The organism is Lysobacter lycopersici, assembly GCF_007556775.1.
GTDB lineage: Bacteria > Pseudomonadota > Gammaproteobacteria > Xanthomonadales > Xanthomonadaceae > Pseudoluteimonas > Pseudoluteimonas lycopersici.
Window position 1 is genome coordinate 1,868,518 of the sequence record NZ_CP041742.1, and the last position, 23,213, is coordinate 1,891,730.

Annotated in this window: 20 protein-coding genes; 7 read left to right on the plus strand and 13 right to left on the minus strand. The window is 67.6% G+C overall.

All coding sequences use genetic code 11. The features are described 5' to 3' along the window. Window positions 1–52: 52 nt before the first annotated feature. The 7 genes from FNZ56_RS09335 to FNZ56_RS09365 all read right to left on the minus strand — a co-directional run bounded on the left by FNZ56_RS09335 (window position 53) and on the right by FNZ56_RS09365 (window position 5,448). Window positions 53–1,219, minus strand: a complete 1,167-nt coding sequence (locus FNZ56_RS09335) for an ABC transporter permease (protein ID WP_143879578.1) — start codon at window positions 1,217–1,219, stop codon at window positions 53–55. Next, window positions 1,216–1,971, minus strand: a complete 756-nt coding sequence (locus FNZ56_RS09340; RefSeq protein WP_143879579.1) for an ABC transporter ATP-binding protein — start codon at window positions 1,969–1,971, stop codon at window positions 1,216–1,218. Before FNZ56_RS09340 ends, FNZ56_RS09335 begins: the two co-directional genes overlap by 4 nt. After that, the gene (locus FNZ56_RS09345) at window positions 1,968–3,515 is read right to left on the minus strand and encodes an alpha/beta hydrolase (RefSeq protein WP_143879580.1); all 1,548 of its coding nucleotides are present in this window, start codon (window positions 3,513–3,515) and stop codon (window positions 1,968–1,970) included. Before FNZ56_RS09345 ends, FNZ56_RS09340 begins: the two co-directional genes overlap by 4 nt. A gap of 25 nt (window positions 3,516–3,540) precedes the next feature. Continuing rightward, window positions 3,541–3,762 (minus strand): hypothetical protein, encoded by a 222-nt coding sequence (locus FNZ56_RS09350; protein WP_143879581.1) that lies wholly within the window; start codon window positions 3,760–3,762, stop codon window positions 3,541–3,543. A gap of 8 nt (window positions 3,763–3,770) precedes the next feature. Further along, on the minus strand, window positions 3,771–3,968 hold the full coding sequence (locus FNZ56_RS09355; RefSeq protein WP_143879582.1) for a helix-turn-helix transcriptional regulator: 198 nt from the start codon (window positions 3,966–3,968) through the stop codon (window positions 3,771–3,773). After that, entirely contained in the window at window positions 3,968–4,540 is a 573-nt protein-coding gene (locus tag FNZ56_RS09360) for a hypothetical protein (RefSeq protein WP_143879583.1), read from the minus strand. The genes FNZ56_RS09355 and FNZ56_RS09360 overlap by 1 nt, the downstream gene beginning before the upstream one ends. Before the next feature lie 143 nt (window positions 4,541–4,683). Further along, window positions 4,684–5,448, minus strand: coding sequence for a ferredoxin--NADP reductase (locus FNZ56_RS09365; protein ID WP_281286151.1), 765 nt, complete (start codon window positions 5,446–5,448; stop codon window positions 4,684–4,686). A gap of 105 nt (window positions 5,449–5,553) precedes the next feature. Between FNZ56_RS09365 and FNZ56_RS09370 the strand changes: the two genes are divergently transcribed. From FNZ56_RS09370 to FNZ56_RS09380, 3 genes are all read left to right on the plus strand, one after another. Then, window positions 5,554–6,510, plus strand: a complete 957-nt coding sequence (locus tag FNZ56_RS09370; protein WP_143879584.1) for an ABC transporter ATP-binding protein — start codon at window positions 5,554–5,556, stop codon at window positions 6,508–6,510. Further along, window positions 6,507–7,307 (plus strand): ABC transporter permease, encoded by an 801-nt coding sequence (locus FNZ56_RS09375; protein ID WP_143879585.1) that lies wholly within the window; start codon window positions 6,507–6,509, stop codon window positions 7,305–7,307. Before FNZ56_RS09370 ends, FNZ56_RS09375 begins: the two co-directional genes overlap by 4 nt. A gap of 112 nt (window positions 7,308–7,419) precedes the next feature. After that, entirely contained in the window at window positions 7,420–8,310 is an 891-nt protein-coding gene (locus FNZ56_RS09380) for a DUF2167 domain-containing protein (protein WP_246064562.1), read from the plus strand. A 72-nt stretch (window positions 8,311–8,382) separates the two neighbouring features. Here the strand turns inward: FNZ56_RS09380 and FNZ56_RS09385 are convergent, their stop codons facing one another. From FNZ56_RS09385 to FNZ56_RS09395, 3 genes are all read right to left on the minus strand, one after another. Beyond that, window positions 8,383–11,463, minus strand: a complete 3,081-nt coding sequence (locus tag FNZ56_RS09385; protein WP_246064564.1) for an efflux RND transporter permease subunit — start codon at window positions 11,461–11,463, stop codon at window positions 8,383–8,385. Beyond that, window positions 11,460–12,674, minus strand: a complete 1,215-nt coding sequence (locus tag FNZ56_RS09390; protein WP_143879587.1) for an efflux RND transporter periplasmic adaptor subunit — start codon at window positions 12,672–12,674, stop codon at window positions 11,460–11,462. The genes FNZ56_RS09385 and FNZ56_RS09390 overlap by 4 nt, the downstream gene beginning before the upstream one ends. A 68-nt stretch (window positions 12,675–12,742) precedes the next feature. Then, window positions 12,743–14,722 carry a winged helix-turn-helix domain-containing protein gene (locus FNZ56_RS09395; RefSeq protein WP_185970712.1) on the minus strand — a complete coding sequence of 660 codons (1,980 nt, stop codon included), beginning with the start codon at window positions 14,720–14,722 and terminating at the stop codon, window positions 12,743–12,745. 175 nt (window positions 14,723–14,897) lie between these two features. On the opposite strand from FNZ56_RS09395, the gene FNZ56_RS09400 reads away from it, so the two are divergent. Further along, window positions 14,898–15,845, plus strand: coding sequence for a TolB-like translocation protein (locus FNZ56_RS09400; RefSeq protein WP_185970713.1), 948 nt, complete (start codon window positions 14,898–14,900; stop codon window positions 15,843–15,845). Window positions 15,846–16,605: 760 nt separating this feature from the next. Here FNZ56_RS09400 and FNZ56_RS09405 read toward each other — a convergent pair. Beyond that, the gene (locus FNZ56_RS09405) at window positions 16,606–17,397 is read right to left on the minus strand and encodes a TatD family hydrolase (protein ID WP_143879590.1); all 792 of its coding nucleotides are present in this window, start codon (window positions 17,395–17,397) and stop codon (window positions 16,606–16,608) included. Between the two features lie 88 nt (window positions 17,398–17,485). Here FNZ56_RS09405 and FNZ56_RS09410 point away from each other — a divergent pair, with 88 nt between their 5' ends. From FNZ56_RS09410 to FNZ56_RS09420, 3 genes are all read left to right on the plus strand, one after another. Then, a complete protein-coding gene (locus FNZ56_RS09410; protein WP_143879591.1) occupies window positions 17,486–18,247 on the plus strand; it encodes a sulfite exporter TauE/SafE family protein in 762 nt (253 codons plus the stop codon). 22 nt (window positions 18,248–18,269) lie between these two features. Next, window positions 18,270–20,765, plus strand: a complete 2,496-nt coding sequence (gene hrpB, locus FNZ56_RS09415; RefSeq protein ID WP_143879592.1) for an ATP-dependent helicase HrpB — start codon at window positions 18,270–18,272, stop codon at window positions 20,763–20,765. A 170-nt stretch (window positions 20,766–20,935) separates the two neighbouring features. After that, a complete protein-coding gene (locus tag FNZ56_RS09420) occupies window positions 20,936–21,301 on the plus strand; it encodes a hypothetical protein (protein ID WP_143879593.1) in 366 nt (121 codons plus the stop codon). Window positions 21,302–21,310: 9 nt separating this feature from the next. On the opposite strand, the gene FNZ56_RS09425 is transcribed toward FNZ56_RS09420, so the two are convergent. Both FNZ56_RS09425 and FNZ56_RS09430 read right to left on the minus strand, forming a co-directional pair. After that, window positions 21,311–22,393 carry a hybrid sensor histidine kinase/response regulator gene (locus tag FNZ56_RS09425; RefSeq protein ID WP_185970714.1) on the minus strand — a complete coding sequence of 361 codons (1,083 nt, stop codon included), beginning with the start codon at window positions 22,391–22,393 and terminating at the stop codon, window positions 21,311–21,313. Between the two features lie 89 nt (window positions 22,394–22,482). Continuing rightward, the gene (locus FNZ56_RS09430) at window positions 22,483–23,025 is read right to left on the minus strand and encodes a pseudouridine synthase (protein ID WP_143879595.1); all 543 of its coding nucleotides are present in this window, start codon (window positions 23,023–23,025) and stop codon (window positions 22,483–22,485) included. Window positions 23,026–23,213 lie beyond the last annotated feature (188 nt).

Genomic DNA, 23,213 nt, shown 5'->3' on the forward strand with positions numbered 1-23,213 from the left:
ACGAAAAAGCCCGGCATTGCCGGGCTTTTTCTTTGCTCGGGTAGCGCAGGCCTCAGGCCGAGATCGCGAGCTTCTCCTGTCGGTAGCGGCGCACGGCCGCGTACCACAACAGCGCGGCCACGCCGAAGCCCGCGCCCAGGTACACCAGCCATTCCATCGGTGCGATCGCCTCGCCGCGCACCACCTTCACGATCGCCTGGTTCTGCGACAGGAACGGCACCGCGAACATCCACAACTGGTTCTTGACCGGGTGGATCAACAGCAGGATCGACGGGAGCATCGGCACCAGCATCAGCACCGAGAGGAAGCTCTGCGCTTCCTTCACCGATTTCGCGCCCGAGGCGATGAAGGTGAGCAGCGCGTTGCCGAGCGCCACCATCGGCGAAATGATCAGCAGCAGCTCGAGGATGGCGAACGCGCTCAGGCTCAATTGCCGGCCCATGCCTTCGGACAGCTGCCCGCCGACCTTGAATGCGAGCAGGCTGAGGAACAGCGAGGCCATGCCGAGCAGGCAGGCGGCGAGGATCTTGCCGCTGACGATGGCGCTGCGCGGCGCCGGCGTCGCCAGCAAGGGTTCCAGCGACTGGCGTTCGCGTTCGCCCGCGGTCGCGTCGATCACCAGCGCGGCGCCGCCGAGGAAACCGCTGATCAGCAACAGGTAGGGAATGAAGAACGTCGCCAGCGACTTGCGCGCTTCCGGCAACGACAAGTCCTTGTCCGCCACCGCCAGTGGCGAGGCGACGCCGGGATTGATGCCGCGCGCGAGCAGGCGCAGCGCGCCGACCTGCTGGCCGTAGAGCTTCAGCGCGGACTGCACGCGCGCCACCGGGATCGCCGCGTCCTGGCGCGTGCTGTCGCTGACGACCTCGACCAGCGCCGGCTCGCCCTTCGCCCAGTGCTCGTCGAACTTGTCGTCGATGCGGATGTACACGTCCTCGTTCTGCGCGCGGATGGCGGCGTCGGGATCGGCGACTTGCTTGCGCGCGATACCCTGTCCGGCCAGCCACGCGACCAGGTTGGGCGCGCGTTCGGCGCCGACGATGGCGACCGCGAGCGGCTTCTCCATCTCCGACTTGGCCTTGCTTTCGCCCATCTGCTGCATGCCGATCATCAGGATCGGGCCGAGCAGCGGCGAGAACAGCAAGGCCAGCATCAGCGTGCGGCGGTCGCGCGAAAGCTCGCGCAATTCCTTGAACAACACGGTCAGCATGTTCTTCATGCGTGCAGCCCCTCTTCGCTGCCGATCAGTTTCACGAACGCGTCCTCGAGGTTGTCCGCGCCGGCATGCGCGCGCAATTCCCCCGGCGTGCCTTGCGCGACCACGCGGCCGTGCGCGATGACCACGATGCGATCGCAGAGCGCGGCGACCTCCTGCATGATGTGGCTGGAGAAGATCACGCAACGACCTTCCGCGCGCAGCTGCTTCAGGAACGCGCGCAGGCCGCGCGTGGTCATCACGTCCAGGCCGTTGGTGGGCTCGTCGAGGATGACGTTGCGCGGGTCGTGCACCAGCGCGCGCGCGATCGCGGTCTTGGTGCGTTGGCCCTGCGAAAATCCTTCGGTCTGGCGATCGAGGAAATCCTCCATCTGCAGCGCTTCGGCCAGCACCCGCGTGCGTTCGGCGATGTCGCCCGGCGACAGGCCGTGCAGCTCGCCGAAGTAGGCGATGTTCTCGCGCGCGGTCAGGCGCTTGTACACGCCGCGTGCGTCCGGCAGCACGCCCAGCGCGCGCCGCGCCGCGACCGCGTCGGCGGCGACGTCGCGGCCATCGACCAGCACGCGCCCGGTTTCGGGCCGCATCAGCGTGTACAGCATGCGCAAGGTCGTGGTCTTGCCGGCGCCGTTGGGGCCGAGCAGGCCGGTGATCTCGCCGTCGCGCGCCTCGAACGACACGTCGTCGACGGCGATGACGCGCTGTTTGTCCTTGCCCTTGCCGGGGAAGGTCTTGCGCAGGTGTTCGGCGACGATCATGGCTGCCATCCGTTGAAGGAAGTGAAGGGTTGCGCGTAGGCGAGGGTGTCGAGGCACTTCGCATCGAGCGTCTTCGCGTTCGCGTCCTGCAGGAATTGCGCGAACAGCTTGGGCATGCAGCCGGCGCCGATCACGTTGTGGCCCTGGCCGCGCAGCACCAGCAGCCGGCCGTTCGGGAGCGTGCGCACGACTTCCTCGCCGTAGCGCGGCGGGGTGACCGGGTCGAACTCGCCTTCCAGCACCAGCGCGGGCACCCTGGTCGCGAGCGGCTTGTGGAAATCCGCGGGCATGTCGCCCCTGGGCCAGACCTTGCAGATCGCCGCCATCGCCTCGGTCATGCCGTTGCCGAGCAGCGTGTCCGCGTCCTCCTTGCGCGCGACCATGCTGTCGGCGTCCTCGCTGCAGACCACCGACATCTGCATGCCCATCGCCATTGCGTCCTTCATCTCGCCCTGCATCATGCGGCTGAGCGCTGCGAGGTTTTCGTAATGGCCTTCGTTGGCGTCGTGGATCAGCACCGGCAGGATGGTCGCGACCAGCGGCATGTAGGCATACATTCGCACCATGCCTGCGATGCGGTCGGGCGACAGCGTGTCCTCGCGCCATTCGCCGGTTCCGGCGTCGCGGTAGCGCACCGTCGGCGGGCTCGTGCGCAATGTCGCCATCAGCTTCGACAGTTCGGCTCGCGGCTCGCCGACGCGCGCCTTGCACGCCGGCGCTTCCGTGCATTGCGCGAACTGCAGCGCAAGCGCGTCGTCGAGGTTGCGGGCGAAGATGTTGCCGAGGCCGAGCGTGTTGGGCACGGTCGAATCGAGCACGATGCTGCGGGTCGAGGCCGGATGGCGCATCGCGTATTGCTGCGCGACGCGGGTGCCGTAGCTGATGCCGATGAGGTTGAGCTGCGCGACGCCCAGCGCCGTGCGCACGTCCTCGAGGTCGGCGATCGCGTCGGTGGTGGTGTAGAAGCGCAGGTCGGCGTTCTTCGACAATTCGGCGATGCAGCGTTGCGCCATCGCCACCGCGGCGGCGGTCGAGGCATCGGTTTCGTCCGCGTCGCCGCTGTCGCAGGAAAGCAGGTTCGAACCGCCGGTGCCGCGCTGGTCGACCAGCACCACGTTGCGGTGCTTGAGCACGTCGCCGAACGCCCCCGCGACCTGCGGGTAACTGTCGCGCGCGGACTGGCCGGGGCCGCCGGCGAGCATGAACACCGGGTCGTCCGCGACCTCGCCGTTGTCGCTCGCGGGAACCCAGGCGATGGCGAGCGCGAGCTTGCGGCCATTCGGTTGCGCGCGATCTTCCGGCACCGACAGCGTGCCGCACTGCGCTTCCACGCTGAGCGCGCCGTATTGCGGCGCCAGCGTGCAGGGATGGAAGGCGATGCGGCCGTACATGCGCGGTTTCGCCGGCGGCGCGGCGGTGGCGGCTTTCGTGGTCGTCGGCTTGCCGGGCGCATCGACCGCGTGGTGCGTGCGGTACCAGCTCCATCCCAACCAGCCCAGCGCGGCCACGGCCACGCCGATGCGGAAAATGTTGCGCGGTGACATCCGGGAGACTCCTGTTGCGAAAGGGTTAGCGCTGACCGTCGCCGTGCGGGCGGCGGCGCGCGCGGACGAGGAACACGATGCCCAGCGCGATGAATGTGGGCGCGAGCATGGTGAAAACGATCATCTTCGTCGCCACGCCCACGCCGAGGAACGCGACGCCGCTACCGAGGAAGGCGATGCCGGACCCTTGCAGTTGGCGCTCGCGGTTCTCGTCGTGGCCGGAAGCCGGTCGTTCGTTCGTGGACAAGGCAGGCCTCAGGCGTGGTCGGGGAGGAAGATGCGTTCGATCGACTGTCCGAACAGCTTCGCGATGCGGAACGCCAGCGGCAGGCTCGGGTCGTACTTGCCGGTCTCGATCGCGTTGATGGTCTGGCGCGAGACGTCGAGCCGCTCGGCCAGCTCGCCCTGCGACCAGCCGCGGCGTTCCCGCAGTTCGCGCACCCGGCTTTCCATCAGCCGTAGCGCCGCGAGACCACGGCCTTGACCACGCCGTAGGCGAGGCAGGTCAGCGGGAACACCCACAGCATCGCGTCGGCGGCGCGCACGTCGATCACGCGCGCGGCCTGCAGGAAGCCGCCGGTGAGGTAGGCGAAGGACACGAACGCGCTGGAGAAGGCCACCGCCTCGAGTTCGATCCGGCGTTGCAGTTCGTCGGCATCGCGGATGAAACGCATGATCGCGCGCAACGCGAACGCGATCGGCGGCAGCGGCAGCAGCGCGACCAGGGCGCGGAGCGCCGGCGCGTCGACCCGCTTCAGCAGCCACAGCGAAAGGAACACGAGCACGACGTAGGCCGACATCGGCGGCAGGAATTCGCGGAAATAGCGGCGGCGAAGCGTCGGCGTGGAGGCGTCGCAGGCGTCCGGCGCGAACCATCGGAAGGCGGCGCCGAACAGGCAGCCCGCGCCCATGCCGTACAACATGCCGTCGAGCGTGTCCGATATCGGCAGTACGCGCGGCAGGCCCGCGGCGCAGGCGAACAGCACGACGGCGGCGATCAGGAAATTGCGCGAAGCCCGGGGCACGGCGGTGGTCTGTCAAGGAAAGTTGACAGGCACGATAGGCGCGGGATTCCGGGTTGTCAAGCGTGCTTGACAGAGGAAGCTGAAAAGCTGGATCCCGTGTCAACGGCCATCCATGGCCTGCACGGGATGACGGCATCCTGCCGTCACTTGTTGCTGACGTACTTCTCGCGGCGGATGTGCGGCACCGGCAGGTTCGCGGCCTTCAGCGCCTCGAAGCAGGCATCGACCATGTTCGGGTTGCCGCACAGGTAGGCGATGTCGCCTTCCGCGTCCGGCGCGAATTCGGCCAGTGCGTTCTGCACGTAGCCGTGGCGCACGTCGTCGTGCGCGAGCGCGGAACCGGCTTCGGGCAATTCGCGCGACAGGCAGGGGACGTAGCGGAAATTCGGTTGCGCATCGGCGAACGCGCGGAACTCGTCGCCGTACAGCAATTCGCCGGGATTGCGCGCGCCCTGCAGCAGCACGACTTCGACACCGCGTTCGCGCATCAGCGTTTCGAGCTGGGGCAGCATCGCCCGGTACGGGGTGATGCCGGTGCCGGTGCCGATAAGCAGGTAGCGGCGGTTCGCATCGCCCGGAAGCAGGCAGAAACGGCCGTAGGGACCGCTGGCGTCGATCGTGCCGCCTTCGGCCAGGCCTTCGAACAGCGCGGTCGCGGCGCCGCCGGGCACATAGCTCACCGCGATTTCGACGGTTTCGCCCGCGCCCAGCACATGGTCGTGGATGGTCGCGAGCGAATAGCTGCGCCGCGCCGGGCTGCCGTCGGCGTACTGGAAATGCACCTGGATGAACTGGCCGGGGATGTAGTCCAGCGGCTGGCCGTCGTCGCGTCGGAACGATAGGTGGGCCACGCTCGGCGCGATCATCCGGCGCGCGGTCAGTTTCAGCGGGAAGTGAACGATGGCCACGCGGTTTCGCCCGGAAATTGCAACGCAGCGTGGCGGGAGCGCCCGCATGCGGGCGCCTATACTAACCGCTCCGTTCCCCTGTCCGCGCCGCCGCGGAGCCCCCCGATGAACGATTCCAACGCGCCCGCACTGCGCGTGCGCGACCTGCGCAAGACCTACGACAACGGCGTGGAGGCGTTGAAGGGCGTCTCGCTCGACGTGCAGCCCGGCGATTTCTACGCCCTGCTGGGGCCCAATGGCGCCGGCAAGTCGACCCTGATCGGCATCGTCAGCTCGCTGGTCAATAAGACCTCGGGCGAGGTCTCGGTGTTCGGCACCGACATCGACGCCGACCGCGACGCCGCGATGCGCCTGATCGGCCTGGTGCCGCAGGAAATCAACTTCAACATGTTCGAGAAGCCGCTGGACATCTGCGTGAACTACGCGGGTTTCTACGGCGTGCCGCGCGCGCAGGCGCTGGTCCGCGCCGAGGAGGTGCTGCGTGGCGCGCAGCTGTGGGACAAGGCCGACAAGATGAGCCGCACGCTCTCGGGCGGCATGAAGCGGCGGCTGATGATCGCCCGGGCGATGATGACCCAGCCGCGCCTGCTGATCCTCGACGAGCCCACCGCCGGCGTCGACATCGAGATCCGCCGCGGCATGTGGAAGACCCTGCGCGAGATCAATGCCGCCGGCACCACGATCATCCTCACCACGCATTACCTGGAGGAAGCGGAGAGCCTGTGCCGCAACCTCGCGATCATCGACCACGGCCGCATCGTCGAGCGCGGGCCGATGAAGTCGCTGCTGGCGATGCTCGACGTCGAAGGCTTCCTGTTCGACATCGAAGGCGCGGTTCCCGCCGCGTTGCCGACCATCGAAGGTGCGACGCTCATCGCTGCCGACGGCCATACCCTCGACCTCGACATGCCGCGCGCGATGGACCTGAACCGCGTGTTCGCCGCGTTCGAAGCCGCCGGCATCCGCGTGCGTTCGATGCGCACCAAGACCAACCGCCTGGAGGAATTGTTCGTGCGCCTCACCAGCAAGCAGGATCACGCCGATCAGGAGCGGGCGGCATGAGCGCGCAATCGCTGGAAACGACGCCGGTCGCCGACCGCAACCTGGTCGCGCTCGGCACCATCGTGCGCCGCGAGGTGATGCGCATCCTGCGCATCTGGGGCCAGACCCTGATGCCGCCCGCGATCACCATGACCCTGTACTTCCTGATCTTCGGCGGCCTGATCGGCTCGCGCGTCGGCACCATGGACGGCATCCGCTACATGGATTTCATCGTCCCCGGACTTGTGATGATGAGCGTGATCCAGAACAGCTACGGCAACATCTCCAGCTCGTTCTTCGGCGCCAAGTTCGGCCGCCACGTCGAGGAACTGCTGGTCAGCCCGATGCCGAACTGGGTGATCCTCACCGGCTACGTCGCCGGCGCGGTGCTGCGCGGGATCATGGTCGGCGCGATCGTGCTGTGCATCGCGATGCTGTTCACCAAGGTGCGCGTGCCGCATCCGCTGGTGATGGTGTCGTCGGTGCTGCTGGGCGCGACCATCTTTTCGCTCGCCGGCTTCGTGAATGCCGTGTACGCGAAGAAGTTCGACGACATCGCCATCGTCCCGACCTTCATCCTTACGCCGCTCACGTACCTGGGCGGCGTGTTCTATTCGGTGAAGTTGCTGCCCGGCCCGGCCGAAGCCGCGACCCATCTCAACCCGATCTTCTACATGGTCAACGCGTTCCGCTACGGCCTGCTCGGCGTCAGCGACGTGCCGTTGTGGATCGCCTACTCGCTGATGCTCGCCTTCGTCGTCGCGTTGGCGTCGCTGGGCTTGTGGCTGTTGAAGCGCGGGGTCGGCTTGCGTTCGTAGGGGCGACCGGCTGGTCGCCCCTACTTGCTTGCGCGAAACGGTTCAGGCCGGCAACACTTGCGGTCGCGGCGTGGGGACGCCGATCCATGGAAAGGGGAACACGATGCGTGGAATGACGATGCGCGGCCTGTGCGCCGCGCTAGCGATTGCGTTGCTCGCGCCGGGCATGGCCTGGGCGCAGGACAACAATGAAGACGCAAAGGCGGCGCAGCTGGTGTCGTCGCTGCATTTCCGCCAGGGCGACGTCGCCCTGGCACAGGCGGATGCGCACCTGAACCTCGGCTCGCAGTTCCGCTTCCTCGACACGCCCGATGCGCGCAAGGTGCTCGAGGACTTGTGGGGCAATCCGCCGGACGACAGCGTGCTCGGCATGGTGGTTCCAACCTCGGTGCCGCTCGACGACGAGCATTCCTGGGCGGTGGTACTGACCGAAGCCGACGACGGCCACGTCTCCGACGAGGACGCGGCCGAGACCGACTACCCGAAGCTGCTGAAGCAGATGCAGGAAGAAACCGAGGACAGCAACGCCGAACGCAAGAAGGCGGGCTATTCGGCGCTGCACCTGGTCGGCTGGGCCGAGCCGCCGCACTACGATTCGGCGAGCAAGAAACTGTACTGGGCGCGCGAACTCTCGGCCGAAGGCGCGCCGCAGCACACGCTCAACTACGACATCCGCGTGCTCGGCCGCAGCGGCTACCTGAGCATGAACGCGGTCGCCGGCATGAACGACGTCGCCGCGGTGAAGGCGGGCATGCAGGAACTGCTGCCGATGGTCGATTTCGAGGCAGGCAAGCGTTACGCCGACTACGATCCCAAGACCGACAAGCTCGCCGCCTACGGCATCGCCGCGCTGATCGGCGGCGGCATCGCGGCGAAGGCGGGGCTGTTCGCCAAGCTCGGCGTGCTGTTGCTGGCGGCCAAGAAATTCATCGTGCTCGGGTTGGCCGCGTTGGCGGGCTTGTGGCGCAAGTTCTTCGGCAAGAAGACCGGCACGGTCAACTGAAGCGCAGCCGCGAACGAACAACGCCCGGCATTGCCGGGCGTTGTCGTTTCGGCGGTTGCGAACCGCAATCGGTCAATGCGCGCGTGCCGGCGCTCCGCCACGGCGCAACTTGCGCTTCACCCAGTCGCCGAGGTCGTGCAGCACGGTGTAGGCGGCGGGGATCACGATCAGGCTGAGCGCGGTCGAGGTGATCAAGCCGCCGATCACCGCCCACGCCATCGGCGCGCGGAAGCTGGAATCGCCGGAAAAACCCAGCGCCAGCGGCAGCATGCCCGCGCCCATCGCGATCGTGGTCATCACCACCGGGCGCGCGCGCTTGCGGCAGGCATCGACCAGCGCATCGTGCTGGCTGAGGCCGTGCTGGTCCTCGGCCATCACCGCGTAGTCGACCAGCAGGATCGAATTCTTGGTGGCGATGCCGATCAGCATCAGCAGCCCGATCAACGCCGGCAGCGACAGCATGTTGCGGGTGATCAGCAGCGCGCCGAACGCGCCGGCCGCGCACAGCGGGATCGCGCTGAGGATGGTCAGCGGTTGCACCGGATGCTTGAACAGCAACAGCAGCACCATGTAGATGCAGGCGATGCCCGCGACCATTGCCATCAGGAAGCCGGTGAACAGCTCGACGAAGATTTCCGCATCACCGGTGTTGATGAACGACACGCCGCCCGGCAAATGTTGCACCGACGGCAGCTTCTGCACCTCGGCCATCACTTCGCCGAGCGGGCGGCCGTTGAGCTCGGCGGTGAGGGTGACGTTGCGCTGGCGCTTGTAGCGGCTGATCACCGACGGACCGCTGCCGTCGCGGATCTCGGCAACCGCGTCCAGCGGCACCGCGCCGGCCTTGCCGGGCACGCGCAACTGCCCGAGCGTCGCCGGGTCGTGCAGCGCATCGCGCGCGAAGCCGACGCGGATCGGCACCTGGCGGTCGGGCAGGTTGAGCTTGGCCATGCGCTGGGTGTAGTCGCCCGCGGTCGCCACGCGCGCGGCTTCGGCGATCGCCGCGGTGGAGACACCCAGGTCGGCGGCGCGCGCCGGGTCGGGCAGGATCTGCAGTTCCGGGCGCAGTAGCGATGCGGAGGAAGACACGCTGCCGAGCCCGCGGATGCCGCGCAGGTCGCGTTCGACCGCGAGCGCCGCGGCATCGAGCGTGACCGGGTCGTCGCCGGCGAGCACCAGCATCAACTGTTCGCCGGGTTCGTTGCTGAGGTAGCTGACCTTGGTGCCGGGCAGGTCGGCGACGCGTTGTCGCGCCACTTCTTCCAGGGCGCGCTGGTCGCGGTCGCGCGATTTCGCCTTGCCCCAGTCCAGCGTCAGCACCGCCTTGCGCGCGTCGGCGACGCCGCTCTTGGCCGGATCGCCGAGGTCGGGAACGCTGCCGATCTGCGCGAACACCTGCTTCAGTTCGGGGATGCCGTCGAGCAGGCGGCGCGCGCGTTCGGCCATGCGCGTTGTGTCCTCGATGCGCGTGCCCGGCGCGAGTTCCAACGACAGCATGCTGCGGCCGAGGTCGGAGGTCGGGATGAAGGTGGTCGGAATGAGCGGGATCAGCGCCAGCGACAGCACGAACAGCGCGGTCGCGATGCCGAGCGTCTTCCAGCGGTTGCGCAGCGCCGAATCCACCCAGCGCAGGTAGCGCTGCATCAGCTTGCCTTCGCCGCGTTCCTCGCCGTGCGGTTTCAGCAGATACGCGGCCATCATCGGCGTCAGCAACCGCGCGACCAGCAGCGAGAACAGCACCGCGGTCGCCGCGGTCCAGCCGAATTCGCGGAAGAACTTGCCGGCGATGCCAGGCATGAACGCGACCGGGATGAACACCGCGGCCAGCGTCACCGAAGTCGCGATCACCGCGGTGCCGATCTCGTCGGCGGCATCGCGCGCGGCATCGACCGGCGTCTTGCCCATCGCGCGGTGGCGCACGATGTTCTCGATCTCCACGATCGCATCGTCGACGAGGATGCCGACCACCACGCTCAACGCCAGCAGCGTGATCATGTTCAGGCTGAAGCCCAGCCACTGGATCACCGCGAAGGTCGGGATGATCGACAGCGGCAGCGCGATCGCGCTGACCCAGGTCGCGCGCCAGTCGCGCAGGAACCACCACACCACCGCCAGCGCCAGCAGCGCGCCCTCGAACAGCATTTCCATCGACGAATGGTAGGAACGCTCGGTTTCCTCGCTCATGTCGGTGATGAGGTCGAAGCTGACGCCGGGGTTGGCCTTCGCCAACGCGTCGAGTTCGGCCTTCACCGCATCGCGCACCTTCAGTTCGTCGGAACCGCGCGAACGCGACAGCGAGAAGCCGACTACCGGTTTGCCGTCGAGCAGCGCCGCCTGGGTCGGGTCGGCGGCGCCGTCGGTGATGCGCGCGATCGAGGACAGGCGCACGTTGCGACCGTTGCCGAGCACGAGGTTGAAGTCGCGCAGCTGCTGCGCGTCGCCGACGGTCGCGATGGTGCGGATCGCCTGCTGCGCGCCGGCGAGTTCGGCCTTGCCGCCGGGGCGCTCGACCTGGGTCTGCGCGAGCTGCTGCGAGACTTCGCCGGCGGTGATGCCGTAGGCCTCCAGCGCCTGCGGATCGAGGTCGACGCGCACCTGGCGGTCGATGCCGCCGATGCGGTTCATAGCGGCGACGCCGTCGATGCCGTACATCGCGCGCGCCACCTGGCGATCGACGAACCACGACAATTCGTCCGGCGCCATGCGCGGCGCGCTCACCGCGTAGGTCAGCAGCGAGCCGCCGATCTCCACCTTCGACACCACCGGCTCCTGGATGTCCTGCGGCAGGTCCATGCGGATCCGCGCGACCGCGTCCTTGGTGTCGTTGAGTGCGGCGAGCAGGTCGGTGTCGAGTTGGAATTCGATCGCGGTGGTGCTGGTGCCATCGACCACGGTCGAGGTCACGCGCTTGACGTTGTCCAGCGTCGCCACCGCGTCTTCCACGCGCCGGGTCACTTCGGTTTCCAGCTGCGAGGGCGAGGCGCCCGGCTGGATGATGGTCACCACGGTCATCGGGAAGGCGATGTCCGGGAAACGCGCGACGGGAAGCTTGTGGTAGCCCCACAGGCCGGCCACGCACAGCACGAAGAACAGCATGATCGCGGGCACCGGGTTGCGGATGCCCCACGACGAGAGGTTGCCGCCGCCGCTCACCGCTTGCCGGCCTTGTCGTTGGCGGCGGCCGCGGCTTCCGCAACCCGGGCCGCGGCCTCGGCAGGCGTGATGGCGGCCGCGGCGGCGATTTCCGCCGGCGTCATCGTGGTGGTGGAAACATGGGTCGCCGCCACCGCGCGGACCGGGTCTCCGTCGGTGAGGAAGCCGGCGCCTTCCACCACCACGCGTTCGCCCACCTTCAGGCCGCTGCGCACTTCGGTCCAGCCGCCGTCGGCACTGCCGGTTTCGATCCGCCGCTGTTGCGCCTTGCCTTGTGCGTCCACGGTGAACACGCAGGGAAAGCCGTCGCGCAGCACCACCGCCGCGGTGGGCACCGCCAGCGCCTGCGTATTGCCGGATTCGATCCGTCCTTCGAGGTAGGTACCGGTCTGCAGGCCGTCGGGTTGCGGCAGGTCGGCGTAGACCGTGCCGGTGCGGGTGTCCGCATCGACGCCGGGGCTGACCGCGCGCACGCGTCCGGTCACATCGTTGCCATCGCGGCCGTGCAGGCGGACGAGGTCGCCCGGGCCGACCAGTGCGAGTTGCGAGGCAGGCAGTTCCGCGCGCCATTCGAGCCGACCGTCGCGGATCAGGCGCAGCAATTCGGTGCCGGCGGCGACGACCTGGCCCGGCTGCACCAGGCGCTTGCTGATGATCCCGGCCGCGGGTGCGCGCAGGTCGGCGAAGCTGCGACGCAAGGCCGATGCATCGCGTGCGGCGCGCGCGGTGCTCAGTCGCGCCTCGGCCTGGGTGCGCGTGGCGCGCAATTCGTCGAGCTGGCCGGCGCTGATGTACTTGCCGCCGGCGAGCTGCTCGCCGCGCGCGAGGTTGGAACGCGCGAGCGCAGCACCGGCCTCGGCCTCGCGCAATGCGGCTTCGGCCTGGGCGAGGTCGGCATCGAGGGTGCGGTGGTCGAGGGTGAGCAGCAGCTGGCCCCGCTTCACGGTTTGCCCGACATCGACGTCGAGAGAGGTCACGCGCAAGCCGCTGACTTCCACCCCAAGCTGCATGTCTTCGACCGCGGCGACCGCGCCGGAAACGGTGACGCCTTGCGCCAGTGTGCGCGGGGTGGCCGGGGCGGTGGTCACGGCGAGCGCACCGGAGGTGCCCGCATCGGTCGGCGCGGGATCGCGCTTGCAGGCGGTTATTCCGACGGCCGCGAGCCACAGCACCAGCAACAGGGCACGGCGCGGGAGCGGGGGAAGGCGCATCGGGGCAATCCGGGGGAAACGGATGCCTAGTGTACCGACTGGTTCAGTAATTGCGAGCGCCTGCCGACTCAGCCCCTCGTCGCCAGCTTCGCGCGGATCTGGTCGATGCTCAGCGCTTCGTTTTCGCCCGGCGGCAGCACTTTGTTCTGTTTGCAGAATGCGATGAAGCGCGGATCATCGCGCAGCTGCAGGATCAGCGGGTCCAGCGGCAGGAAGACCAGGTCGTGGGTCGAGGCGCGTTGCAGCCATTCCACGGCGTGGCCGGCATCGCCGCGTAGCGCATAGACCTGTGCGATTTCGTAGGGATGGTCTTTGACGAACGCTTTGTCGTCGAGCAGGGCCGCCAGCGTCCTGTCGGCCGCGGCGCGATCGGAGGAGATCTGGGCCGCCAGCGCCTCGTTCATGCCGCGATATTTCGAGGGCGTTTGTTCGGCGATGTTCATGGCCGCATCCGCGTCGCCACGCACCAGGGCGATGACCATGCGAAAGAAAACGGCCGAGGAGTGCCAGTACGGGTTCGCCTGCGGCAGGCTTTCGGCGGTGCGGAGGTACTTCTCCGCCTCGTCCAGCCGGCCGGCCAGCATCAGCAACCGCGCGTACTGTTGGTAGTTGATGAGATAGAGCGGCTCGATCGAAAGCAGGCGCTTCCTTGACTGGATCGCCTCGCCCAGCTTCCCGACCTGGGCGAAGACATAGCCGCTGCCATTGAGGACGGTGCCATCCCCAGGCGCCAGCTGCACGGCACGACGACACTCGGCCAGGGCGGCCCGTTGATCGAAACCGTAGACATCCAGGTAGCAGCGGGCGGCATGGGCCGCACCCAGCGCGGAAGCCAGCCGTAAGGCCTTGTCCGCCGCGTCGCGCGCGATGCGCATGTGTTCCTCGGCCACGGCGGGGGGCTCGTTCCAGAACGTGGCAACCGTGCTCCACGACCCCGACAGGAGCGCCCAGGCCATCGCGTAACCCGGGTCGAGTTGCACGGCTTGGGTCATGTATTCGGCCGCCTTGCGGAAATTCTCGTCGTGCCAATACTTCAGGCCCTGCAGGTAGGCGTTGTAGGCATCGAGGTTGCCGCTCGGCGGCCGGTCATCCTGTTTCGATTCGGCATTTTCCGGGAGCAGCTTCGCTTGCAGTGCGCGCGCTACGGCCGATGCGATTTCGTCCTGCAACGCGAACAGGTCCTTGTACGGGCGGTCGTAGTGTTCCGCCCACTGCGTGCTGCCGTCGGCGGCTTTGGTCAATGACGTGTTGATGCGCACGACATCGCCCGCGCGCTGCACGCTGCCGCTGAGCAGGTAGGTCGCGCCCAGTTTGCGGCCGATGGCCGCGCTGTCATCCTTGCTGTCGCGGAACTGGAACGCGGAGTTGCGGCCGATCACCTTCAGCTCCTCGAATTTCGAGAGCGCGTCGATCAGGTTGTCGGAAAGACCGTCCGAGAAAAACTGCTGGTTCGGATCGTTGCTCGCGTTCACCAGCGGCAGCACGGCGACGCTGCGCTCCATCGCGGGCACGACCGGTGCCGCCGCCACGACTGGCGCGGGCGCGGCATGGGGCCACCAGGTCCATGCGGCGATGGCGAGGGCAGCCAGCAACGGCAACGACCACAACGCGACCCGCGCCAACGTGGATGTCCGATCGCTGGCGCGACGCTGCGGCGGCGGAATCGAGGTTCGCGGCTGCGCATTGGATGCGATGTCGGGCAGCGCAGCCGTTGATGGTTCACGCGCGGCTTCGGGCAGGTCGAAGCGGTAACCCACGCCATGCACGGTGTGCAGGTAGCGCGCGCCTTGCGCGTCTTCGCCGAGCGCATGCCGCAGCAGGGTCATCACCCGGTTCAGCACCCCCGGGGTGACGTGGCGATGGCCCCAGACCGCGTCGAGGATCTCGTCGCGGGCAAACACCTTCCCGGGCGCGCCGGCGAGCAGGGCCAGCACGCCGAAGGCCTTGGGCTCCAGCGGCTGTTCGACGCCGGCCCGCAGCAGGCGATGGCCGGCGAAATCGATGGCCACGTCGTCGAAGGCCAGCGGTTTCGGATCGCGCGGATCCATGCACTCCATTCCCGGGGGCAGGCACTTCAAGGATACGAAAACCGCCGTCCGCGGCGGCCCCAAGCTTTTCCCAAGCTTTCCAAGCGAAGCCCAGCGGTGGCCTCAAGACCCGCGGTGCCGCGCCCGCGAGCCTGATCGCACCGGTATTTCCGGTCTGCAGATCAAGGAGATCGCCATGAACCGCAAGCAGAAACGACTCGTCCTCGCCCTCGCCGCCTTTGTTTCGCTCGATGCCGCCGCCACCCCGCACTTCGGCGCATGGCAGGATCCGGTGCCCGCGCCGGGGGTCAATACCGCCGCCGCCGAAGGCTGCCCGATCGAATCGCCGACCGGGCGGAACCTGTACTTCATGTCCACCCGGGACGGCGGGCAGGGCAGCCTCGACAACTGGCGCGCGGACTGGAATGCCGCGCTGAAGGCCTGGAACCCGGCCGAGAACCTCGGCGCGGTGGTCAATTCCACGGCCGCTGACTACTGCCCCACGCCGCTGCCGGGCAAATGGTTGCTGTTCGTCAGCTCGCGGGAGAACTCCGAGGATTGCACGGCCTGCATCCCCACCCCGACGCCACCCGCCGGCAGCCCCCCGGCCGGCGATCTGTTCCTGACCCGGGAAAACCCGGCGAAGGGCTGGGCGACGCCGGTGCACCTGAACAGTTATCCGGACGGCCCGAATACCCGCGGTTGGGAATACAGCCCGTCCGTCGTGGAAACCGCGGAAGGCACGTTCCTGTTCTTCTCCAGTGACGGCTACGCGGACAGCCAGGGCCAGGACATCTACATGAGCCGCCAGCGCGACGACGGCAGCTTCGGGCCGGGCGAGAAGGTCGTGGAACTGAGCACGACGGCCGACGACCGCATGCCGAACGTGCGCCGCGACGGGCTCGAAATCGTGTTCAGTTCCAGCCGCGGCGGCAGCGGCCAGGACATCTACGCGTCGACCCGCCCGGACACCGCGTCGCCTTGGTCGCCACCGACGCTGATCCCCAACCCCAACATCAACACGCCCGGCTCGGAGACCCGCGCGACGCTGTCCGGCGATGGCAGGCGGTTGTACTTCGGGCGCAAGGTCGACAGCAACGATCCTGGCGACATCTTCGTCAGCAAGCGGACGCGCGAGCGCTGAGGCGGATACCTTGCCCGCAGCTCAATCCGGCAATCGGAAAAACGCGGTCGCGGTCGCGCTGGTCGCGGCCGCGGTCGCGTACCAGGACCTTCGCATGAACATCAAGGAGAGACGCCATGCCCAACGCGTTGGACGCACCAAACAACCCAGAATTCATGGCGAGTACCGTCGCCGCCATTAGGAGAACGGAAATGATTCGTCAAAGATCGACTGCCATGGTCACTTCTGCGATTTTGTTTGCAGTATTCCAAGTTCCAGCCGCATTCGCAGAAGAACTTTCCGGCACGTATAGTCCGGAGCAAGTAAAAGCCGCGTGCGACAATTCCGGCGGTAGTTACTCCGCACAGGGTCAGTCAGGGACATACGGATGCACGAGCTCCGATCAACGGAACATGGTTCTTTGCAACGCGGACAATAAATGCACGGGCTTTCATCAAAGTCGCACGAAGCGTGACAAGAGAAAGATTATTCATGCATTCGGGCTTGACGCCACGCCAATTTCGCACCGGTAGAACTTCCACGCTCAACAATTCATTCAAGCCGAGCCCGCTTCGCGGGTCGGCATGATTCCGGCGTTGGGCCACACATGAAGATTCCCGCAGCGCTGCTTGTAATAGCGGCTATAGCAGCACTGCTGGCGCAGAATAATGTTGTGGTGATTCGATCGTCGCCACAAGGCGAGGTGGATTGCTTCCGGTTTTACAGACACCTGGGGTGATTCGATTGACGTGCGGCCGCAGGAATAAAGGGAAGCACCCGTTCAGTCCGGCAACCCGAAAAACGCGGTCGCGGTCGCGGTGGTCGCGGCCGCGGTCGCATCGACCGCCTCGCCGCGGTCGCGCGCCAGTTCCTCGACGATGTGCGCCAGGTACATCGGTTCGTTGCGTCGGTGCGAAGGCTGCGGCTTCACCGTGCGCGGCAGGAGGTAAGGCGCGTCGGTTTCGATCATCAGCCGGTTCGCCGGGATGTGCTTCACCAGTTCGCGCAGGTGCTGGCCGCGGCGTTCGTCGCACAGCCAGCCGGTGATGCCGATGTGCCAATCGTGGTCGAGGCAGTCGAACAATTCCTCGCGCGTGCCGGTGAAGCAGTGCACCACTGCCGGGCCGAGCTTGCCATCGAACTCGCGCATGATCGAAACGAAGTCGGCGTGCGCGTCGCGCTGGTGCAGGAACAGTGGCTTGCCGGTGTCGACCGCGATCTGCAATTGCCGTTCGAACGCGCGCCGTTGCGCCGGACGCGGCGAGAAATCGCGGAAATAGTCCAGCCCGCATTCGCCGACCGCGACCACTTCCGGATGCGAAAGCAGTTCCCGCATCTCCGCGTCGCATTCATCGGTGTATTCGGTCGCGTGGTGCGGGTGCACGCCGGCGGTGGCGAATAGCTCGCCCGGATGCGCCCGCGCCAGCGCCAGCGCCTTCGGAGAATGCTCGCGCGATGCGCCGGTGACGATCATCCTCGCCACGCCGGCATCGCGCGCGCGCTGCAGCACCGCGGCGCGGTCGTGGTCGAAGCCGTCGTGGGTGAGGTTGGCGCCGATGTCGATGAGTTGCATGCGCGGAGTCTAGCGGCGCGGGCGCGGCGATGGACAAAGCGGGGCGCGGCACCGCAAGATGCGGGCGTTTTTCGCGGATCGAAGCGACATGACGCCGGATTTCATCACCGCCGATTTCATCGAGTACGTGGTCATCGGGTTCTGCGCGCAGCTGGTCGACGGCGCGCTCGGCATGGCCTATGGCGTGACCGCGACCAGCCTGCTGCTGGGCGCGGGCGTGCCGCCGGTGGTGGCCAGCGCCACGGTGCACGCGGCCGAATGCTTCACAACCGGCGCTTCGGCGGTGTCGCACCACGCCTTCGGCAACATCGACAAGGCGTTGTTCAAGCGCCTTCTGTTGCCGGGCATCGTCGGCGCGGCGGTCGGCGCCTACCTGTTGTCGGTGTTGCCGGGCGACGCGATGAAGCCGTGGATCTCCGGCTACCTGATCGTGATGGGCATCGTGGTGCTGATGAAGGGCTTCCGCGAATTCCCGCCGCGGCGCGTGACCTCGCACGTGCAGCCGCTCGGCTTCGTCGGCGCCATGCTCGATGCGATCGGCGGCGGCGGCTGGGGCCCGATCGTGGCCAGCACGCTGCTCGCGCGCGGCAGCGAATTCCGGATCACGGTCGGTTCGGTCAACGCGGTCGAATTCTTCGTCACCCTCACCGCGTCGATCACCTTCATCCTCACCATCGGCCTCGGCTACTGGCCGGTCATCCTCGGCCTGGCGCTCGGCGGCGTGGCGGCCGCGCCGCTCGGCGCGTGGCTGGTGAAGCGCGTGCCGGTGAAGCCGATGATGGTGCTGGTCGGACTGCTGATCATCGGCCTCAGCCTGCGCACGCTGGCGCTGCATTTCGGCCTGCTCTGAACGCACCACGCCCAGCGGCGGCATGAACGCCGGGTTCCCCATCTCCGGGTTGTTGCCGGATATCCGCGCCACGCTCGCCGCGCATCCGCGGTTGGTGCTGGAAGCGCCGCCGGGCGCGGGCAAGACCACGCAGGTGCCGCTGGCGTTGCTCGATGCCGAATGGCTCGGCGACAGGAAGATCGTGATGCTGGAACCGCGGCGCATGGCCGCGCGCGCCGCCGCCGGGTTCATGGCGAAGCAGCTGGGCGAAGCGGTGGGCGACACGGTCGGCTACCGCATCCGCTTCGAGAACAGGATCGGCGCGAAAACGCGCATCGAGGTCGTCACCGAAGGCATCCTCACCCGCATGCTGCAGGACGATCCGATGCTCGACGGCGTCGGCGCGCTGCTGTTCGACGAATTCCACGAGCGCCACCTCGCCGGCGACCTCGGCCTCGCGCTCGCGCTGGACGTGCAGGCCTCGGTGCGGCCGGATCTGCGCATTGTGGTCATGTCGGCGACGCTGGACGGCGAGCGACTCGCGCAATTCCTCGATGCGCCGCGATTGTCGAGCGCGGGCCGCAGCTTTCCCGTCGAAATCGCACACTTCCCCGCGCGCAAGGACGAGGCGCTGGAGCATCAGGCACGCCGCGCCATCGAACATGCGCTCGCCGCGCATCCGGGCGACGCGTTGGTGTTCCTGCCGGGACAACGAGAAATCGCGAAAGTCGATGCGGTGCTCGCGAGCGCGAACATCGATGCCGAGGTGCTCGCGCTGCACGGCGAATTACCCATCGAACAACAATCGCGCGTGCTGCAACCCGCGAGCGATGGCCGCCGCCGCGTGGTGCTCGCGACCAATGTCGCCGAGTCCAGCGTCACGCTTCCCGGCGTGCGCGTGGTGATCGACAGCGGGCTGGCGCGCGAGCCGCGCTTCGACCCGAACAGCGGCTTCTCGCGCCTCGATGTCGTTGCGATTTCGCAGGCATCGGCCGACCAGCGCGCTGGCCGCGCCGGCCGCGTCGCGGAGGGGTTCGCGTACCGGCTGTGGCCGCAATCGCAACGGCTGGAACCGCAGCGCCGGCCGGAAATCGCGCAGGTCGAGCTCGCGCCGCTGGCGCTGGAGCTCGCGGCCTGGGGGAGCGATGCCTTGCGCTTCGTCGATCCGCCGCCGACCGGCGCGCTGGCCGCGGGACGCGACCTGCTGCGACGGCTCGATGCACTGGATGCGGATGGCACGATCACTGCGCGCGGACGACGCATGCTCGCGCTGGGCACGCACCCGCGATTGGCGGCGATGCTGCTTGCAACGGACGACCTGGAGCGCATCGCGCTGTCCTGCGATCTTGCCGCGCTGGTCGAGGCGCGCGATCCATTGCGTAGCCGCAGCGACGCGATTGCCGAGCGCTGGAATGCATTGGCCGCGTTCCGCGCCGGCCGCGTGCCGAACGATGCGAATCGTTCGACGCTCGCGGCCATCGATGCCGCGGCGAAACAGTGGCGCCGCCGCCTGCGTTGCGATGCCTTGCCGCCAGCGAATGCGGCGGCACACGAACTCGGCGACCTGCTCGCGCACGCGTTCCCGGATCGCATCGCGAAACAGCATCCGCGCGACCCGAAGCGCTACCAACTCGCGAACGGGCGCATGCTGCGGCTGTTCGACGATTCCGCGCTGCATGGCGAACCGTGGATCGTCGCCAGCGAACTGCGCTTCGAGGCGAAGGATGCCTTGCTCCTGCGCGGAGCGCCGGTGGACGAGGCGATGCTGCGCGTGGAATTCGCCGCGCATTTCCGCGAAGACGACGAAGCGCGTTGGGATGCGGAAAAACGCGCGCTGGCGAGCGAACGCATCGAACGTTTCGACGGCATCGTGCTGTCGTCCAGGCCCGCGGGCCGCATCGATCCGGCGTTCGCCGCGCAGGCCTTGGTCGACGCGGTGCGCGAACTCGGCTTGTCGACGCTGCCGCGGAGCCAAGCGCTCTCGCAATGGCGAGTGCGCGTGCAATGCCTGCGCGCATGGATGCCGGAACTCGGGCTGCCCGACTTGTCCGATGAAGCCCTGCTCGCATCGCTCGATGGGTGGCTGAAACCCGCGTTCGCCGGCAAGACGCGGATCGATGCGTTGTCGTCCGACGAATTGTCCGAAGCGCTGAAATCCGGCATCGACTGGAACCTGCGCCAGCGCATCGATGCGTTCGCGCCCACGCGCATCGATGTGCCGTCCGGGATGCAGCGCGGAATCGAATACGCGCTCGACGACCGCGGCGAGCCGGTATCGCCGGTGCTCGCGGTGAAGTTGCAGGAACTGTTCGGGCTCGCGGAAACACCACGCATCGCCGACGGCCGCATTCCGCTCACCATCCACCTGCTGTCGCCGGCCGGTCGACCGCTGCAAGTCACGCAGGACCTGCGCGGTTTCTGGGAGCGCACCTATCCGGAAGTGAAGAAGGAAATGAAGGGGCGTTACCCAAAACATCCGTGGCCGGACGATCCTTGGAACGCGGTGGCGACGCATCGCGCGAAGCCAAGAGGTATGTGAAACGCATGCTCGTGTGGGAGGGCCTTCAGGCCCGACATGCTTTGTCGCGGCTGAAGCCGCTCCCACAAAAACTAAGATGCGTTCAGCCGCGATTGCGCGAACGCTCACGCGGACGCAACGTCCGCGCTTCGACACTGCCGCGCAACGCCATGACCAACGAGGAATCCGCCATGAGCACGATCGAACGCCTGCCCGACCGCGCGCTGGAACTCGCCACGCAGGTGGGTGAGGGCATCAAGTCGCGGGTTCCGGATCGCGCCTTGAAGTGGGTGGAAACCGGCGCCGCCATCGGCGTGGTGAAGACGGGCGCGAAGGTGGCGACCAGATTCGTGCGCCGCAATCCCGTCGTCGCGGTCGCGGCCGTCGCCGGCGCGGGCCTGCTCTGGTACGCCGCGCGCCGCCGCGCAAAACAGGCTGAAGGGGAGCTTGGCGCCATCGACGGCGAGTCGAAGCGGATCGAAGCCAAGCGGGCCCGTGGCGTGAATGGCGGTGGCAGTCCGCGGACGCGGCGCGGCGCGCAGGCCGTCGCCAACTGACGCGTTGCGTCAGGTCGCGGCCGGCAATTCGACCAGGAAACGCGCGCCGCCGCCCTCGCGATCCTCGTACCACAGCGCGCCACCGTGGTCGGCGAGGATCTGCCTGGCCAGCGACAGTCCCAGTCCGCTGGAGATGCCGTCCTCGTCCTCGGTCAGGCGCACGAAGGGCTGGAACAGCTCGCGCTGGCGTCCGGCGGGGATGCCGGGCCCGCGGTCTTCCACCAGCACCTGCCAGTAACCGGGGCCGCCGCGGCGCGCCCGAAGCTCGACATCGCCGCCACGGGCGTACTTCATCGCATTCCCCAACAGGTTTTCGCCCACCTGGCGCAGCACCAGGGGATCGATCGCGACCACGGCCTCGTCGCCGGGCGGCGAAGCCAGCAGGCGCATGCCACGGGTTTCGAACTGGAGTTCGTAGCGTTCGGCCAGCCAGGCGAAGACTTCGCGCAGCGAAGCCGATCCACCGGGCTGTGCGCGTCGGCCCGATTGCATTTCGAGGTAACGGCGAATGTAGCCGAGCGCGTCCTGCGCGCTGCCGTGGATCATCTCCAGGTAGCGCGGCACGCGTTCGGGGCGGCAGCCGTTCTGCAGCAGCACGTCGCTGGCAAACAGCACGCTGGTCAGCGGGTTCTTGAGGTCGTGCGCGACCAGGTTGACCAGTTCCTGGCGTTCGCGGGCCACGCGTTCGAGCCGGTCGCGCGCGAGCTTGAGCCCGAGGTGCGCATGCACGCGCGCCAGCAGTTCCTCTGGCAGGAATGGCTTGGTCACGTAATCCACGGCGCCGCCGTCGAATGCGCGCAGCAGCAGGTCGCGGTCGTGCGCCGCGGTCAGGAACACCACCGGCACGCCTTGCAGGGACGGTTGTCGCCGGATCTCGGCGAGCATGGCGAAGCCATCCATGCCCGGCATCATCATGTCCAGCAGGATCAGGTCCGGGGCGGTTTCGCCCGCCAGCGCCAGCGCGTGGTCGCCATTGGCCGCGGTCGCGACTTCGTAACCGACGCGCGAGAGCAGGGTGGCGAGCGTGCGCAGGTTCGCGGGCTGGTCGTCGACCACGAGGATGCGGCCGGCAACGGGAATCGTGTTCGGCATGCGCGCGGCGTTTCCTTCGAAAGGGCCATCCATTGGCGCGAAAACCTTAGCAGAGCAGGCGCGCGAGGAATCGGCTTGCGATGAACGGTTCAGTTGGGCGGGATCCGGCGCCAGTGCCCCGGGCCGAGGTTTTCCAGCCCAATCTGGCCGACGCCGACCCGTACCAGCCGCAAGGTGGGTAGGCCGGCCGCGGCGGTCATGCGCCGTACCTGCCGGTTGCGGCCTTCGTGGATCGTCAGCTCCAGCCAGGCATCGGGCACGGATTTGCGGAAACGTACCGGCGGGTCGCGCGGCCACAACGCGGGCGCATCGATGCGACGCGCCTGCGCGGGCAGGGTGGGGCCGTCGTTCAATTCCATGCCTTGGCGCAACGCGTCCAGTTGCGCTTCGCGCGGATCGCCTTCCACCTGCACCCAGTAGGTCTTGGGTTGCTTGTGGCGCGGGTCGGTCAGGCGGTGCGCCAGCGCGCCGTCGTCGGTGAGCAGCAGCAGTCCCTCGGAATCGAAATCAAGCCGTCCCGCCGGATATACCCCTGCAGGCAAGCCGAATCCGGCCAGGGTGGGTCGTGGCGGCACGCTGCGGTCGGTGAATTGGCAGAGCACGCCGTATGGCTTGTTGAGGGCGATCAGCATCGGTGGGGAATCCGGCTTGCATCGCAAGCATGAGCGCGCGGAAGTATTCCTACACAACGCATAGGATTAAAGCGTGCGAATTACTGCTTCGAAACATGAATGCGCCGCATCGTGGGGGATCCGCACGGTTCAAGGCGATTAACAACATTTCCCGGGCACAAGTGTGTTGTGCGTCGCAAAAAAAACAT

Bases quoted from the DNA above. Each gene is read 5' to 3' on its own strand.
- FNZ56_RS09340 (WP_143879579.1), bottom strand. From the start codon at position 1,971: ATGATCGTCGCCGAACACCTGCGCAAGACCTTCCCCGGCAAGGGCAAG.
- FNZ56_RS09430 (WP_143879595.1), bottom strand. From the start codon at position 23,025: ATGCTGATCGCCCTCAACAAGCCATACGGCGTGCTCTGCCAATTCACC.
- FNZ56_RS09390 (WP_143879587.1), bottom strand. From the start codon at position 12,674: ATGCGCCTTCCCCCGCTCCCGCGCCGTGCCCTGTTGCTGGTGCTGTGG.
- hrpB (WP_143879592.1), top strand. From the start codon at position 18,270: ATGAACGCCGGGTTCCCCATCTCCGGGTTGTTGCCGGATATCCGCGCC.
- FNZ56_RS09420 (WP_143879593.1), top strand. From the start codon at position 20,936: ATGAGCACGATCGAACGCCTGCCCGACCGCGCGCTGGAACTCGCCACG.
- FNZ56_RS09370 (WP_143879584.1), top strand. From the start codon at position 5,554: ATGAACGATTCCAACGCGCCCGCACTGCGCGTGCGCGACCTGCGCAAG.
- FNZ56_RS09345 (WP_143879580.1), bottom strand. From the start codon at position 3,515: ATGTCACCGCGCAACATTTTCCGCATCGGCGTGGCCGTGGCCGCGCTG.
- FNZ56_RS09355 (WP_143879582.1), bottom strand. From the start codon at position 3,968: ATGGAAAGCCGGGTGCGCGAACTGCGGGAACGCCGCGGCTGGTCGCAG.
- FNZ56_RS09335 (WP_143879578.1), bottom strand. From the start codon at position 1,219: ATGAAGAACATGCTGACCGTGTTGTTCAAGGAATTGCGCGAGCTTTCG.
- FNZ56_RS09410 (WP_143879591.1), top strand. From the start codon at position 17,486: ATGACGCCGGATTTCATCACCGCCGATTTCATCGAGTACGTGGTCATC.
- FNZ56_RS09380 (WP_246064562.1), top strand. From the start codon at position 7,420: ATGACGATGCGCGGCCTGTGCGCCGCGCTAGCGATTGCGTTGCTCGCG.
- FNZ56_RS09395 (WP_185970712.1), bottom strand. From the start codon at position 14,722: ATGGATCCGCGCGATCCGAAACCGCTGGCCTTCGACGACGTGGCCATC.
- FNZ56_RS09375 (WP_143879585.1), top strand. From the start codon at position 6,507: ATGAGCGCGCAATCGCTGGAAACGACGCCGGTCGCCGACCGCAACCTG.
- FNZ56_RS09405 (WP_143879590.1), bottom strand. From the start codon at position 17,397: ATGCAACTCATCGACATCGGCGCCAACCTCACCCACGACGGCTTCGAC.
- FNZ56_RS09425 (WP_185970714.1), bottom strand. From the start codon at position 22,393: ATGCCGAACACGATTCCCGTTGCCGGCCGCATCCTCGTGGTCGACGAC.
- FNZ56_RS09400 (WP_185970713.1), top strand. From the start codon at position 14,898: ATGAACCGCAAGCAGAAACGACTCGTCCTCGCCCTCGCCGCCTTTGTT.